Raw genomic sequence first — 15,823 nt, forward strand, 5'->3', positions numbered from 1 at the left:
TTGATGTTTGTTCGCACTTACATTTTACCGGAAGGGCGATTCTTTTTGTGGACATGTAGGGCAACATTCAAACAGATTTTCATAAATAAGGGGCTCCCCCTAAGTGCGCTTGGCACTTTTGGGACAGCCCCTTTTTTCTTTTTGGTATCCGGATTATCGTGTTGAAATGCTACGATATACATATTTACAGATGTGGGCATGATTTTTCATGCGTATGTGCGTTATTGAATATTTATCCGAATTACTCCTTGTACTAGTAATTCAGCTAACGGGCAGTGATGCGCAATAAGGCTTCTACTCGTAAACGAAGGAGAATAATGAGTTTAGCTCGGGGCAATAGAACAGCGGAGTACCAAAAATCCATTAGTTCGTCAGCTACAAACGTGCAGGACATTGTATTAGCGCTGTCCAACCCTATTGTTAACTTGTTTATGTGGAGGACCCAATGACACAGAATGCGGCATACAATCCGGAAATATTGGCACAGATTTTGGAGAACGACTGCCAACTCCCTGCTGGGACGGACCCTTTAGCATTCTGCTTGGCACTATTAGAGAATTTTGGTTCAACAGATGCGCGTTTACGAGACGGACTTTCTTACTCCCTTTTGGCGCGTTTGCTTACAGAATACAATGTATTAAGCGTTCAGGATCGTGAAGCGTTATTGAAGGTCGCATTGGACGACCGACACTTGTTTTATCGAATCGGTGAGTCTGGAACAGACTCCGTTCTTATGCGAGGTTTTTCAATTCTTGTTGTACCGTTAATCCTCGACCCCGACATAGAGCGTCCTCAACTGGATGCAGATCTGGTACACGATACAATCCGCAGTGTGTTGTCCTATGCGAGAGAGGAGCGCGACCGTCGCGGCTACATTAGCGGGAAGGGTTGGGCTCATACCATTGCGCATACCGCAGATGCGTTGGACAGTTGCGCTCAACATCCACTGTCCACTGATAGCGAACGGTTGGAAGTGCTTCATAGGGTGGTGGATTTAGCAACGTTGCCGAATCCAATCTATTTCCAAGAAGACGACAGGCTGGCGTTTACAGCAAGTCGAATCCTCGAAAAAGAACTGGTCGCCATCGACGCATTGGAGGATTGGCTTAACAGGTTCACTAAGCCAGAAGGTCCTGAACCGGAGAGCGTCATTCGGCTCACGAACTTGGGACACTTTCTTCGTAGCCTATATTTTATGTTGAAGTGGAAACAAGTCGATGGAAGATTAATCGAAGAATTCGACAAGCGACTGCGCGCACTAAGTTGGTACGTTCAAGCGGGTGCACTTTAAAGTCGTTGGTGATGATTCAGCATGTGACATCGTATGATTATTCACTTCAGGCAACCATGACTTGTGGCGCATAAGGGCGGAACAAGCTTGAGAGAGGGGAGGAGTCGACTGGTGAAGGAAGATTGGCATTCTGCTAGTGAACTTTCAGGAAGGTATTCCTGGACCATACAAATATACCTCTTGTGCGATATTTCCTTGTCGGTAGGATGGCTGCTGTTTATGGTGATAAGTCACGACTGGCGAGACTGGTATTTGTTTTTAGCACCACTGATCATAACCATACCGATGTTGTTTTTATATTCAAAGCCGGTAGCAGTATCAGTACATTCCCAGAGACTTTACATACGGCACAATAAAATAGATGTGACCCAGCGAGTCAAAACGGTGGAACGTCAAACTGAGCGTTCCGCAATCATTCGATTTAACTTCCTTTACCAGCTACACGTGACGGGTTCTCCCGAACAAATTGGACACCTTTTGGAGCAATTAGCGAGCTATTTAAAGGCGACATGATATGGCCACTGTTCGGGACTATTGGGAGCGTTAGCGACAGAAGAATTCTCCTTGATAACCTGTTTGAGTTGTATAATTATACGGCGGTCTCAGTGCAGGTCCGAATATCTAACGTGGAATTTCAGCACGCTGTTCCGAAGCCCCCTTTTTTTTACATAGCCCCTGCGTCATCGCGATCGCGAAAAAGGTTGATTCGACTTGCGTCGCCAAGCAGGGAAACGTATCGACAGCGCGAATAAAGCAAGGTATGGGTTGAAACCGATTACCTTGGGGTGCGGTGATGCCTATACGCTGTAATGGCGTGCATCAGTACACTTAGTCATTGGAGTGGATCGCATGAACAGACAAACAGGGGGTCGCATCGTGTCGTTATGGAGCAACGTGGGGGCACAGTTGACACGCTTCATTCCACGCTTGCGCATTCGGCAAAAATTCATGGTCAATACGGCATTGCTGACGGTGTTGATTGTCGCAATTGGCGTAGCAAACTGGGTAATTGTACAGAAAATTCATAAGGCAATTCAAAAGGTTGAAAGCGCCGAGCAGGTGCTCAACATGATTCGTCAATTCGACTATGACATTCGCAGTGTTGACAACGATGGGGCGATTTACTTGTTAGCGCCGAATGGCCCCGAGGCGCAGTTCGCAATGCAAACGTATGATACCGATGCACAGCAAGTTCAACAAGATTTGCGCGCACTGCAAAAAATGCACGTGAGTTCTCAAGACGAAGCGATTTTAAACTTGTTCGAATCGCAATGGCAGCCTATTTTGTCCCAGAATAAAATGGCGTTTCAGGTAGCGGGCACGGACCTCGCGTCGGCCCAAACACAATACACAACAAACACTATTCAACCGCTGATTCAGAGCATGATGCAGTTCACCAATGACGAACAGGCCGTCAAAAACGCTGCCAACAGCCAGGTCGATGCCTTGCTTAAGCAGACAGTGCTCTGGAATGTGTTGATTGCAGTCATCGCCATTCTGATTGGCTTTGGCGGTAGCTGGACGCTATCCGTCGTTATCACCAAGCCGATTCTGCGCATGCGCAAATTGGCGTTTGAACTTTCAAAAGGAAACTTGAAGGTCGAAGAACTGAAGTTGGCGTCGCGCGATGAATTGGCGGACTTGGCCAATGTGCTCAATACGCTTGCGGCGAACTTGCGCACGCTGATTCTAGGAATTGCGGAAGCTTCGGAACACGTCGCGGCCTCGTCCGAGGAATTGTCGGCTAGTTCGGACGAGATGATGCACGCGACGGAAGAAATCGCACAATCCATTGAGCAAGTTGCCGCTGGCGCGGTGAAACAGATGGACGAGATCAATCAGACTTCGGGTTCGGTGCAGACGGTGATTCACGAGATCGACAAGGTGTCGGAACTGGCCGGCGAATTGCACACCACTGCCGAGGCCACGCAGGAGCAAGCGGGCACAGGTGCTGGCATGATGGAGTCGATGGCACATCAGATGGATACCATCCGCTTGCGGGCGGATCGCGCCGCGGAACTCATTGCGCGGCTGGCAGAGAAGTCGGCAGACATCCGCCATATTGTTGAGACCATTGCAAATATTGCTGATCAGACCAACCTACTCGCGCTAAATGCCGCGATCGAAGCGGCCAGGGCGGGTGAGCACGGCCGCGGCTTCGGTGTCGTCGCCGAAGAGGTGCGCAACCTTGCTCAGGGCAGTGCGGCTGCGGCCCGCGAGATTGACCACATCATCAACAGCCTGATGGAGGCAACAGAGGAAACGGTGCGCTCCATTAACGACGTCACCTCGGAGGTACAGGAGGGCACGGTACTGGCGGGTCACACTAAGGAGACCTTTGCGCGCATCCGGCAATCGATGGACGCGGTCGGAGAGCGCGTGGATGTCGTGACGGAGGCGACGCGCACCATTGCGGATCGAGCTGTCGATATGGCGAAGTATATGGAGGTTGTCGTGCATCTCGCGCAAACTGCAGCCGCAAATTCGCAAAGCGTTGTCGCGGCCTCGCAGACTCAATCGGGATCCATGGAGGAAATTGCGGCCACTGCGGGATCGTTGAGCGAACGCGCGCAAGAACTGCAGGGACTCATCGGGCGCTTCCAAATGTAAACGCGTATTTCGCAATTCTGTTTGTTCACACTCATTGCACGTTATCGCTTCGCAGTGTACGCTTGAACGAGAGATACGAGAGGCGCGAGAGCGGTACGCCCTCGCGCTGAGTGGGGAGATCAGGAGGAATGCCTAGTGGCAAACGATGCACCGCTACATCGGGATATACGCGTGCTGGGCGATTTGCTGGGTGAGGTCTTGGTGGAGCAGTGTGGCGCCGAGGTCTTTTCGCAGGTCGAACGCATTCGCCTTGCTGCGAAGACATTTCGCGCGGATCCATCGCCGGCTACGCGGCAGGCTTTGACCAACGCGGTCGCCGCGGTGCCAGCGGAACTGCGCAATGATACGATTCACGCGTTTTCAGTATATTTCCAATTGGTGAACTTGGCGGAGCAAAATCATCGCCTGCGCCGCCATCGGGATTATGATCGGTCGCAGCAGGTGTTACGAGGCTCGTTTCGCGATGCGATGACGACGCTCGCCAACCGCGGTATGAAAGAAGATGACGTCAACCGTCTTCTGGAGGAAGTCGGGATTGAACTCGTGCTCACGGCGCATCCAACCGAAGCGTTGCGCCGAAGCGTCCTCGACAAACACACCAAAATTGCCGCTCTCCTCGAAGAAATGGACGATCCGCGCAAGACGCCACGCGAGTTGACCGCGATTCACGAGCAAATTCGCACCGAAATCGTCGCTTTGTGGCAGACTCGCTCGGTGCGCAAGCAACGGATCACGGTTTTGGATGAAGTGCGCAACGGATTGTACTTTCTCGACCAAATCCTGTTCGACGTTCTCCCACATGTCCATCAAAAGCTGGAGGCCGCAGTGCGCGACCAATTCGGGGCGCAGTCGATCGATCTGCCGTCGGTTATCCGCTTTGGCTCCTGGATGGGGGGAGATCGCGATGGCAACCCGAATGTCACCGCGCAGATCACGGAGCAGACATTGCTTCTGCACTGCGATCTCGCCCTCAATAAGTATGCCTCGCGCCTGCGCGAACTTGGGCGGGATCTCAGTTCGTCGGTCGAACGTGTCGGCGCTGATGACGAGTTATTGCGGTCGCTCGACACGGTTTCGGACGAGCCGTATCGGGCCAAGGTCAATCAAATGATAGAGCGATTGCAAAACACGCGCCGCCGGATCCATGGAGAATTGCCACAAGGCGATTTTTACGCGACTCCAGCCAACATGATGGCAGACGTCGAATTGATGGCGCGATCGCTCGCCAATCATCGTGGAGAACGCTTGGTTGACGCATATCTGCGGCCCTTTATGTTGCAATTACAGCTGTTTGGCTTCCATATGGTCACGCTGGACATTCGCCAGCACAGCGGCATTCACGAACAGGCGGTGGCTGAGCTCTTTCAGACGGCCGGGTTGCCTGACTACATGGCGTGCGATGAGGCAAAACGCGTGCGGTTGTTGTCTGAGTGCCTAGCGTCGCCGCGGCCGATTCGAAACCCATATCACACGTATTCTGATGTGACGACGGAGGCCTTGGCCGTTTTCGACTGTGTACGTCGCGGACACGAGATTTATGGGCGCGACTGCGTGCGTGACTATCTGATTTCGATGACACAAGGTGCCAGTGACCTGCTTGAAGTATTGCTTCTGGCCAAGGAATCCGGACTTTTCGGTTGGCCAGAAGGTCCGAGTGAACCACCTCGCAGTGATATCAACGTTGTACCGCTTTTCGAGACCATCGAAGATTTGGAAGCAGCACCGGCTATCATGGAATCGCTGTTTGCCAATGACGTGTACAGGCGCCATCTGGCTGCCCATGATCACCGTCAAGAAATCATGTTGGGATATTCGGACAGCAACAAGGACGGGGGGTACTTGACGGCAAACTGGTCGCTTTATACCGCCCAGCGCAGGCTGCTTGCCATCGCCAAGGAACAAGACGTCAAAATTAAGTTTTTCCACGGTCGCGGCGGTGCTTTAGGACGGGGGGGCGGTCCGGTCGAACAGAGCATTTTGGCACAGCCCACAGAAGCGTTGCGCGGTCACGTCAAAATCACTGAGCAGGGTGAAGTGATCTCGCAGCGGTATGGTCATCCAGGGATTGCCGAGCGTTCGCTGGAGTCGGCAACAGCAGCCGTGCTCATTGGCGCTACGCGGCAAAATAGCCCGGAATGGCAAGCCGCGCACGAGCGTTGGTTTGCATTGCTCGATCGCGCTTCAGAACAGAGCTTTCGTGCGTATCGCAAGCTGGTGTTCGAGCATCCAGATTTCCTGCAGTATTTTCACCAGGCGACGCCCATCGACGAGATCGGCAAAATGAATATCGGCTCGCGTCCGGCAAAGCGCACCAACTCGGCGCAAATCCAGGATCTCCGAGCTATTCCTTGGGTGTTTTCGTGGACGCAGAGCCGCCACTTGCTGCCGGCGTGGTACGGTTTCGGCACGGCGATGCAGCATGTGTTGCAGGAAGACGCTGAGAGTCTGCATGCTTTCCGGGCGATGTATCGTCACTGGCCGTTTTTCCGAACGCTTATTGACAACTTGCAAATGGCATTGGCGAAGGCCGACATGTTGGTGGCGCGGGAATATGCCCTGCTTGCCGGTGAAGCGGGCGAACGTATTTTCCCGGAAATTGAAGCGGAGTATGACCGGAGTCGGACCGTGGTACTCCTCATCACGGAGTACGATCACCTTCTGGACAATCGCTCCGTGATCCAGGAGTCTATCGCCCTGCGCAATCCGTATGTCGATCCGCTCTCGTTCTTCCAAGTTCGCCTGCTACAGCAGCTGCGCGAAACGACGGATGAAGCAGAGCGGGACGCATTGCTCGCCGATGCGTTGCAGACGATTAACGGCATTGCGGCAGGGTTGCGCAACACGGGCTGATCCATTTGGGTCAGCTCTTCGTTGCAAGATTCGCAATCGTCGACTACGATGAAAGAGTCGTGCATGGGGGTGATGGCCATTCGCAAGATTGGCGTTTTGACGAGCGGCGGCGATGCACCGGGGATGAATGCGGGTGTCCGGGCAGTCGTCCGCAAGGCAATCTACCACGGCTTAGAGGTGGTCGGCATCCGGCGCGGCTACGCCGGACTGCTCGACGGCGATTTTCGTCCTATGCCGCTGGAATCGGTGGGGGACATCATTCAGCGCGGTGGCACGTGCTTATATACCGCTCGCTGTCTTGAGTTTATGACGGAAGAAGGCCAACGGCGGGGCTACCAGCGCCTTGTGGACGCTGGCATCGAGGGATTGGTCGTCTTTGGCGGCGATGGATCATTTCATGGTGCACAAAAGTTGCACGAACTGGGCATTCGAACGATTGGCGTGCCAAGTACCATCGACAACGACATCGGGGCGTGCGATGCCAATATTGGCTTTGACACTGCTGTCCAAACCGCGATTCAGGCCATTGACAAGATTCGTGATACGGCTACTTCACACGAGCGCACGTACGTGATCGAAGTCATGGGGCGAAGCGCCGGACACATCGCCCTGGCTGCCGGGCTTGCGGGTGGAGCGGAGTCCGTGCTTATTCCCGAGGTTCCGTACAAGCTGGAAGATGTCGTGGCAAAGCTCCAACGCGGCGTGGCGCGCGGTAAAAAACACTCCATCATCGTGGTGGCAGAGGGCGCGGCACACGGCGTCGAAGTGGGGCGCTATATTGAAGAACACACCGGGTTTGACACGCGCGTGACGGTACTCGGACACGTGCAACGAGGTGGTGCACCCAGCGCGGTCGATCGCGTGTTGGCGAGCAGGCTGGGCGCCTACGCAGTAGAATTGTGCATGCAGGGCGTGTCCGGGGCGATGGCGGCGACGCAAAACGGCGAGCTCGTCGCTGTTCCCTTCGATGAAGTGTTTCGATCCGAGCGCAAACCGGCACAAGAACTCTGCGAGTTGGCCGAAATCCTGTCGATTTAACCGATTGCCAGGAAGCCAGTATACAAAGGAGAGATGACATCCGTGATTGATAAGATTCGTGAATATTTGGGTGCTGAAGCAGACAATCTGCTCGAACACAAGACGACGACAATTCCCGCTGCATCCATAACGGCGCCTTCCCCTACATACTTGGACGATATTTTCACTTTGACCAACCGCAATAATCAAGTGCTGCGCTCCCTGCAGTGGATGTTCAGCAGCGGACGATTGGCGAACACGGGTTACCTCTCCATTTTGCCTGTCGACCAAGGCATTGAACACTCAGCCGGGGCATCATTTGCAAAAAATCCGGCCTACTTCGACGCAGAAAATATTGTCAAACTCGCTATCGAGGGTGGCTGCAACGGCGTTGCCTCGACGCTCGGCGTACTTGCGCTGACTAGTCGCAAATATGCACACAAAATCCCGTACATCGTGAAAATCAACCACAATGAGATGTTGACCTATCCGAATAAATACGACCAGGTCATGTTTGCATCCGTGAAACAAGCTTGGGACATGGGGGCGGCAGGCATTGGCGCAACCATCTATTTCGGTTCGCCGGAATCTACCCGCCAGTTGCAAGAAGTGAGCGAGGCATTCCAACACGCTCACGAGCTGGGCATGTTCACAATTCTTTGGTGCTATTTGCGCAATCCTGCCTTTGTTCAAGGTGGCGTCGATTATCATACGGCCGCAGATTTGACGGGTCAGGCGAATCACCTTGGTGTGACCATTGAGGCGGACATCATCAAGCAAAAACTGCCGACTGTCAACGGCGGCTATACGGCGTTGAACATGGGAGAAAGCAGCTATGGCAAGATCGACAAGCGGGTCTACACGGAATTGACCACGGATCATCCAATTGACTTGACTCGTTATCAAGTGGCCAACTGCTATATGGGTAAGATTGGCCTTATCAGCTCGGGTGGCGCTTCAGGTGAAAACGATTTTGCCGAAGCTGTGAAGACCGCGGTAATCAACAAGCGGGCTGGTGGCATGGGCTTGATTTCGGGACGCAAGGCGTTCCAACGCCCCATGGCCGAGGGTGTGCAACTTCTCAACGCGATTCAGGATGTCTATTTGTGCAAAGAAGTCACGCTGGCGTAAACCATAGTGGAATAGCGTAAGGAGGATGACCATTCATGTCGACACCGCGCGTGGGTGTCATAATGGGCAGTCAGAGCGACTGGGAGACGATGCAACACACCTGTACCGTCCTGGATGAGTTATCCATTCCCTACGAACGGAAGGTGGTTTCCGCCCACCGCACACCCGATTACATGTTCGAATATGCTGCAAGCGCTCGGGACCGGGGCCTCGCTGTGATTGTCGCAGGGGCGGGTGGGGCCGCCCATTTGCCTGGCATGGTCGCCGCCAAGACAACTTTGCCGGTGATTGGCGTGCCTGTACAGACGTCGACCTTGCAAGGGCTCGACTCGCTCCTGTCCATCGTGCAGATGCCAGGCGGGGTTCCCGTTGCCACGATGGCCATTGGACGAGCTGGTGCGGTGAATGCAGGGCTGTTTGCCGCTCGCATTTTGGCGGCTTTCGATCCCGATTTGGCGGACAAGCTCGCTCGCCGAGCCGATGACATTCGCGATCGAGTACTGGAAGGAGGGGACCCGGGTGCCGCGAAATGAGTACTCGCCTGCGGCGTCCATCCTGCCTCCTGCGGTCATCGGCATTCTCGGTGGTGGTCAGCTTGGCCGGATGATGGCATTAGACGGTCGCCGCATGGGCTATCGCTTTCAGGTGCTCGATCCGACACCGGATTGTCCCGCTGCGCAGGTGAGCGATGGCCAAGTGGTTGCGAAGTACGACGATGTCGAGGCGGCAAAACTCCTTTCGCATCGTTGTGACGTAATCACGTATGAGTTTGAAAACGTCGACGTCGATGTCGCGGCCGCACTCGAACATTCTGCGCACGTCCCGCAGGGCAGCCGATTGTTGGCAACGACGCAACACAGGGTGCGCGAAAAGTCGACGTTGGCCAAAGCTGGTTTGCCTGTAACTCCATTTGTGCCCATTGCCAATCTGGAAGACATCCAAAGTGCTTTCGCACAGCTGGGCGAACGCCTGGTCGTTAAGACGTGCCGCGGTGGTTACGATGGGAAGGGGCAGTGGATGGTTCGGGAGCCGTCTGATGTCGATCGCTTCTTGCCGCAATGGCAATCCATCATCGAGGCGCATGCACGTTCCGGCGCAGACGACGAACCGCTCATCGCAGAACAGTACATCCCCTTTGTCGGCGAGTGCTCTGTGATTGTGGCACGTAGTCCACGAGGAGAGACGGCCGCCTTTCCGGTTGCCGAGAATGTGCACATGAATCACATTCTGCACATGTCTATTGTACCTGCGCGTTTTCCTGAAGAGGTGCTCGCCAAGGCTAGGTCGATTGCGTGCGATGTGGCGCGTAAGTTGGATGTGGTCGGGCTGATTGCCGTCGAGTTTTTCGTCGCGGAGGGCGGACAACTCTACATCAACGAACTGGCACCGCGTCCACACAACAGTGGTCATTACACGATGGATGCGTGCTCGACGAGTCAGTTTGAACAGCATGTGCGTGCCATTTGCAACTTACCGCTCGGCGACGTTTCGCTGTTGACGCCTGTTGTCATGGTTAACGTTCTTGGGCAAGATGTCGATCCGCTGTTGCGCGCGATGCCGTCTTTGCCGGGGCAGGTCAAGGTCCATTTGTATGGCAAGGCAGAGGTCAAGCGCGATCGCAAAATGGGTCATATAAATATCCTCGCTTCCGATGTGGAGCAGGCTTTGCAAGTGAAGCGAGATCTCGGTATTTGGCAAGTTGGCACGTAAGGGGATGGGCGACGCGAAACCAGGGAAGCCGGCCGCTGTGGCGACTTCCCTGGTTGCGTCTATGGTTGGCTCGCCGGTTAGTACACGACGCCGGGAGCGGCTGCAGCCGTACCTGCAACGGCACCGTATGCGGGTACTAACAGGAAGAACAGCACGAAGATGATCAAAAAGACGACCGCCCATTGTGTGTAACCACCGAAAACGCCGTACATAGAAACGCCTCCTTCAAATGCTATTACGGCAACCGGTTTTGACTGCCGGTCACACTTCTACGTTATTGCGAAAGCCGTTGCCGGGACCACGACATTCACCTAGATGTGTGGAACTTGGCGCAATCAGGCTCGTTTTGTGCCAGGCTGGTTGCGGCCTGGTACAGCATTGCGTATACTCGTTGGTGACATCGGAATAGTTGCGGCGATGATGAGGAGAGTAAATCGTCTTGCGTTCTCCAGGGAGGCGCACCAAGACTGGAAGTGTGCTGAATGCGAGCGATTGAAGTTCACCTTTGAGCTGTGAGGCTGAACGTTATGGTGGCTGGGATCGCCATATTTAAGTAGGCCTCACCGGATCGAAACGCCCTTTGGATTGTACTCCGGGAAGATCCGTTATGGAAATGAAGGCGGACGGCACTTTGCCGTCAATTAGGGTGGTATCGCGAGCAACTCGTCCCTAGCTGGGGGGAGTTGCTTTTTCATTGTGCCAGAAAGTCAACTTGTACGTGCAGGTTGGATGTGCAGAAGAAGTCGAAGGGGGCAGGACTTGTGGATATGGAAGGGTTGATCGTCCAGTTGCGGCGTTTACAGGAAACCGCACTGGCGGAACTGACGGGGATCTCGGCGACCAGGGATTTGACGAATTGGCGTGTGCAATATCTCGGAAAAAAGAGCGAGTTGAATGCACTGTCGAAGCAAATGGGGAGTCTTGGGCAGGAGGAACGCCCGCTATTTGGTGAGCGGGTGAATGAGGTGCGTAAGGCGTTCGAAGACGCGTATCTGGAACGGCAAACGGCCTTGGCAGCTGCCGAGCAAGCCCTTCGTCTCGCACAAGAGACCATCGACATCACGTTGCCGGGAAGGGCAATCGGCAGGGGGGCCATCCACCCCATTTCGCGCGTGATTCAAGAGATTGAGGATATCTTCCTCGGTATGGGCTTTTCAATTGTCGATGGTCCCGAGATCGAAACCGACCATTACAATTTCGAGTTGCTGAACCTGCCCAAAGATCATCCGGCGCGCGATATGCAGGATACGTTTTATCTAAGTGACGAACTCCTGCTTCGCACGCACACGTCGCCGATGCAGGTGCGCACGATGGAACGTATGCAAGGCGACGTTCCCATCAAGGTGATCGTTCCTGGGAGAGTGTACCGTCGGGATGAGGATGACGCGACACACTCACATCAATTCACTCAGATCGAAGGCCTGGTTGTGGGCGAAGGAATTCGGATGAGTGATTTAAAAGGCACGCTCGAATCATTTGCCAAAGCTTTGTTCGGACCGGAGCAGCGTGTGCGATTGCGCCCCAGTTACTTTCCGTTCACCGAACCAAGCGCTGAGGTGGATCTTTTGTGCGTGCACTGTCATGGGGAAGGCTGTCGCGTGTGTAAGGGCACGGGTTGGATAGAGATTCTTGGCGCAGGCATGGTTCATCCCCGCGTCCTCGACATGTCTGGCTACGACAGCACACGCTATAGTGGTTTTGCCTTCGGTATGGGTCCAGAACGCATCGCCATGTTGCGCTACGGAATCTCAGACATTCGCTTGTTGTATCAAAATGACTTGCGCTTTCTGGCGCAGTTTGCTCGAGCATAATCAAATACGTCGACGAGGAGTGGAAGCGTGAAAGTCTCATACCAATGGTTGCGTGAATATGTCGATCTCGCGGATTTGTCGCCGGAGGCACTTGCGGACAAGCTGACCAGCGCAGGGCTCGCCGTCGACGCGGTCGAACCTCGCAATAAAGGGGTCTCTGGCGTGGTGGTCGGCGAGATCGTCTCGGCTCGGCAGCACCCGGATGCGGACAGGTTGCGCGTCTGCATGGTGAATGTCGGTACCGGTGAGCCTCTGCAAATCGTCTGTGGTGCACCCAATGCTAATCCGGGGTTGCGCGTGCCTGTAGCGTTGCCCGGTGCAACGTTGCCTGGTGGAGTGCAGATTCGGCGCACAACATTGCGCGGTGTCGAATCGAACGGCATGCTTTGCTCGGCGGCGGAAATTGGCTTGGAAACGCGTTTGTTGCCCAGTGCTCAGGCCACCGGGTTGTTCGTGTTGCCCGAGGAGACACCGATTGGTGAGGATATTGTCAAGGTACTATGCCTGGACGACGTAGTGCTCGACATCGATCTCACGCCCAATCGCAGCGACTGCTTTTCGATTCGCGGCCTTGTTCACGAAGTGGCCGCCATTTTGCGGTCTAGGCATTCTTTTCCAGAGTGCGTCGAGGCGCCAAAGGGCGTGGGTGATTCGCCTATCGCCATCGACCTCGCCACAGAGCGTTGCCCGCGCTACGAGGCCCAGGTGCTTGATGGTATCAACCAGACGTCGTCGCCGCTTTGGATGCAGATGCGCCTGATAGCGATGGGGATTCGCACCATCGATCTGGTGGTCGATGTGACAAACTATGTCATGCTCGAATGGGGGCAGCCGTTGCACGCTTTCGACGCAGACAGCATTGCCCAATCGCAGATTGTCGTGCGTCAGGCGCATGATGGCGAAGAGCTCGTGACGCTCGATGGGCAGAAGCGAACGTTGAACCGTGACATGATTGTCATTTCGGATCCTGAAAAGGCCATTGGCTTGGCCGGTGTCATGGGTGGCGAAAACAGCGAAATCACGGCGTCGACGCGGCGCATTGCCCTAGAGTCGGCGCGCTTTGACGGCAGCTCCGTCCGCCGGACAGGGCAGCGTCTGGGGCTGCGCTCGGAGGCACAGCAGCGCTTTGAGAAGGGCGTCGATCCGGCCGCTATTTCCCCAGCACTGGCACGCGCGACGGCTTTGTTGGTCGAATTGGGTGGTGCAAGGCCCATTGGCCCGTCGGTCGCTGTGCATCAGGAGCGCCAAGCAGGCGATTCACGGCAAGTCCCCTTTGTGCCTGAGCAGTGCCGCGAAGCGCTTGGTTTTGCGATTTCAAATGACGAGATGGAGGCCATCTTTCATGCGCTTGGCTTTGGCGTGCACAGGCAGGAGGATAAGTGGCTGGTCGAGGTGCCGTCACGTCGCGCTGATGTTGCGCTGACGGCTGACTTGTATGAAGAAATCGCCCGCTTACACGGTTACGACAATATTCCGTCGACAGTGACGGTACTTCCTGTCACGCCAGGTATGCGAGATCGTCGGCAAGCGATGTTGGCGAAGGCTCGGGAATTGCTTGTGAACATGGGAATGTTCGAAGTTCGCACCTATGCGCTGACGTCCCCGGATGCGTTGGCTCCACTTTCGTCACCTTATCGGCCGATTCCGCTGCTGTTGCCGATGTCTGATGAACGTCGTGTATTGCGAACACACCTGTTGCCGAGCCTTGCCGAAGTGGCGGTACACAACTTGGCGCACCAGGTGTCGGGCGGAGCCATATTTGAAATCGGCAAGTCGTACTTGACTTCGGAACTGCCTCTCTGTGCACAGCCGCAGGAACGGGAAGTGATTGCGATGCTATGGTTTGGAGAGACTGAAGGAACCTTATATGAAAAGGCTCGTCGGTACGATTTCTACGACGCCAAAGGTGTGCTGGAAAATCTCCTTGCTGCATTGGGTGCCGATGCGTCGTATGTTCGATCCGCCATACCGTGGCTACACCCAGGGCGTTCTGCCGACGTCGTGGCAGGCGGGGAAACGATTGGCGTTGTCGGTGAACTGCATCCGGAAACGGCGAAAGTATTTGGAATCGACCGGGCTATATATGCGGAAATCGATGTTGCGAGTTTGCTCGCCACTCGCGAGGGCGACATGCAGGCCAAGGCACTCCCCAAGTTTCCTGGAAGCCGCCGTGATATCGCGATCGTCGTCGACCGCGAGACGTTGGTTGGGGATCTATTGCGTACGGTGCGTGAACGTCTTACTACGTCAGGTTTGCTGCAAGGCCTGAAGGCGTTCGACGTCTATGTCGGAGAAGGTGTGCCAGAAGGCAAGAAGAGTGTTGCGATCACGATGTTTTTCCAAGATGCGGAGCGCACGTTGACAGACGACGAAATCGAGCAGCTTGTTGCGACGGCCATTGACGCGTTGCGCGTCGATCACAATGCACAGTTACGGTCATGACCGATTGCAGGAGATTCAGATGGGTATGCTGAATCTTGTAGGAAGTAACGAAAGGATGTCACGGCGAACAAGTGTTCGCCGTGTAGAAAGGCGGGACATGGATGGACAACAAATCGGTGAATCGTGTGAAAGTCGTCATCCATGGTATCGAATATACTTTGCGCGGGACCAGTTCCGAGCAACATATTCAGGAAGTCGCCAGGATGGTCGACAGGTGTATGGCGGAAATTGCTGCTACAGCTTCGTATATGGACGAGCGGCGCGTTGCCGTCTTAGCTGCACTTAACCTAGCCGAACAGCTGCATCAATTACAGCAGGAATACCAAGAGCTGGTGAATTTGTTGGAAGAACAGACGGGGGGCACGTCGCAATCGTGAATGGAGACGTGCTTGACCTGATTTTCGCGGCCATCATCGTGTTAGGGGCCATCAACGGCTATCGTCTTGGCCTCATCCGCCAGGTGACGCGCTTATTTGGTGCCATTATCGCGTACTTTGTGTCATACTGGCTTCGGCCGTACGTGGCACCTGTCATTGCCCACTTACATATTGGCACGCAGGTTCAGGAAAAAGGCGGAATCGCTTCCCTGTTATTCAGCAACCTGTCAGGAGCCATTGCCTTCGGTTTGGTGTTTATTGTGACCTTTTTATTGTTGCGATATGCGGCTGGTTTGCTGGACGCTCTGTTCAGTTTGCCTGTGTTATCGTTTGTCAACCGTTTGGCAGGACTGATTGCTGGCGTGGCTTTGGCCATCATTTTCGTGTACGTGATAGGCCTCATCTTGCACTATGTCAATACACCCTCCATTCAACATCAGGTCAACCATTCCGCCATTGTTCACTGGCTAAACAGCCCTTCCTTCAATCAAGCCGTCTCAAGGCTTGGCAAAGGCAAAGCGCACGCCATGGGTACACAATCCCTGTAGACCATACCGTGGTCCCCTCTTGATTGATCAAAAAAA

At 54.5% G+C, this 15,823-nt stretch carries 13 protein-coding genes and 1 other annotated feature; of the genes, 12 read left to right on the forward strand and 1 reads right to left on the reverse strand.

Features of this window, described 5'->3' with window-relative positions; genetic code table 11:
- Nucleotides 1–445: 445 nt before the first annotated feature.
- The 8 genes from QMF38_RS11450 to purK all read left to right on the forward strand — a co-directional run bounded on the left by QMF38_RS11450 (nt 446) and on the right by purK (nt 10,609).
- Nucleotides 446–1,291 (forward strand): DUF2785 domain-containing protein, encoded by an 846-nt coding sequence (locus tag QMF38_RS11450; RefSeq protein WP_281759504.1) that lies wholly within the window; start codon nt 446–448, stop codon nt 1,289–1,291.
- A gap of 111 nt (nt 1,292–1,402) precedes the next feature.
- Complete coding sequence (locus QMF38_RS11455) at nt 1,403–1,804, forward strand: hypothetical protein (protein ID WP_281759505.1); 402 nt, start codon at nt 1,403–1,405, stop codon at nt 1,802–1,804.
- A 363-nt stretch (nt 1,805–2,167) separates the two neighbouring features.
- A complete protein-coding gene (locus QMF38_RS11460; protein WP_281759506.1) occupies nt 2,168–3,901 on the forward strand; it encodes a methyl-accepting chemotaxis protein in 1,734 nt (577 codons plus the stop codon).
- A gap of 135 nt (nt 3,902–4,036) precedes the next feature.
- A complete protein-coding gene (gene ppc / locus QMF38_RS11465) occupies nt 4,037–6,751 on the forward strand; it encodes a phosphoenolpyruvate carboxylase (RefSeq protein WP_281759507.1) in 2,715 nt (904 codons plus the stop codon).
- Between the two features lie 78 nt (nt 6,752–6,829).
- Nucleotides 6,830–7,789 carry a 6-phosphofructokinase gene (pfkA, locus tag QMF38_RS11470; RefSeq protein ID WP_040289059.1) on the forward strand — a complete coding sequence of 320 codons (960 nt, stop codon included), beginning with the start codon at nt 6,830–6,832 and terminating at the stop codon, nt 7,787–7,789.
- 33 nt (nt 7,790–7,822) lie between these two features.
- Nucleotides 7,823–8,899, forward strand: a complete 1,077-nt coding sequence (locus QMF38_RS11475) for a class I fructose-bisphosphate aldolase (RefSeq protein ID WP_232302104.1) — start codon at nt 7,823–7,825, stop codon at nt 8,897–8,899.
- A 35-nt stretch (nt 8,900–8,934) separates the two neighbouring features.
- Nucleotides 8,935–9,432, forward strand: a complete 498-nt coding sequence (gene purE, locus QMF38_RS11480) for a 5-(carboxyamino)imidazole ribonucleotide mutase (RefSeq protein WP_006446357.1) — start codon at nt 8,935–8,937, stop codon at nt 9,430–9,432.
- The gene (gene purK / locus QMF38_RS11485) at nt 9,419–10,609 is read left to right on the forward strand and encodes a 5-(carboxyamino)imidazole ribonucleotide synthase (protein ID WP_281759508.1); all 1,191 of its coding nucleotides are present in this window, start codon (nt 9,419–9,421) and stop codon (nt 10,607–10,609) included. Before purE ends, purK begins: the two co-directional genes overlap by 14 nt.
- Nucleotides 10,610–10,686: 77 nt before the next feature.
- On the opposite strand, the gene QMF38_RS11490 is transcribed toward purK, so the two are convergent.
- A complete protein-coding gene (locus QMF38_RS11490) occupies nt 10,687–10,821 on the reverse strand; it encodes a hypothetical protein (protein ID WP_279586199.1) in 135 nt (44 codons plus the stop codon).
- A gap of 196 nt (nt 10,822–11,017) precedes the next feature.
- Nucleotides 11,018–11,283, forward strand: a binding site (T-box leader).
- Between the two features lie 93 nt (nt 11,284–11,376).
- Here QMF38_RS11490 and pheS point away from each other — a divergent pair.
- The 4 genes from pheS (at nt 11,377) to QMF38_RS11510 (ending at nt 15,787) form a co-directional block, all read left to right on the forward strand.
- Nucleotides 11,377–12,420, forward strand: coding sequence for a phenylalanine--tRNA ligase subunit alpha (pheS, locus tag QMF38_RS11495; RefSeq protein ID WP_390854574.1), 1,044 nt, complete (start codon nt 11,377–11,379; stop codon nt 12,418–12,420).
- A 27-nt stretch (nt 12,421–12,447) separates the two neighbouring features.
- The gene (gene pheT / locus QMF38_RS11500) at nt 12,448–14,862 is read left to right on the forward strand and encodes a phenylalanine--tRNA ligase subunit beta (protein ID WP_281759509.1); all 2,415 of its coding nucleotides are present in this window, start codon (nt 12,448–12,450) and stop codon (nt 14,860–14,862) included.
- Between the two features lie 101 nt (nt 14,863–14,963).
- A complete protein-coding gene (locus tag QMF38_RS11505; RefSeq protein WP_040289023.1) occupies nt 14,964–15,239 on the forward strand; it encodes a cell division protein ZapA in 276 nt (91 codons plus the stop codon).
- Entirely contained in the window at nt 15,236–15,787 is a 552-nt protein-coding gene (locus QMF38_RS11510) for a CvpA family protein (protein ID WP_058093656.1), read from the forward strand. Before QMF38_RS11505 ends, QMF38_RS11510 begins: the two co-directional genes overlap by 4 nt.
- The last annotated feature ends 36 nt before the right edge of the window (nt 15,788–15,823 follow it).

It is taken from the genome of Alicyclobacillus hesperidum subsp. aegles, from assembly GCF_027923525.1.
Taxonomy (GTDB): domain Bacteria; phylum Bacillota; class Bacilli; order Alicyclobacillales; family Alicyclobacillaceae; genus Alicyclobacillus; species Alicyclobacillus aegles.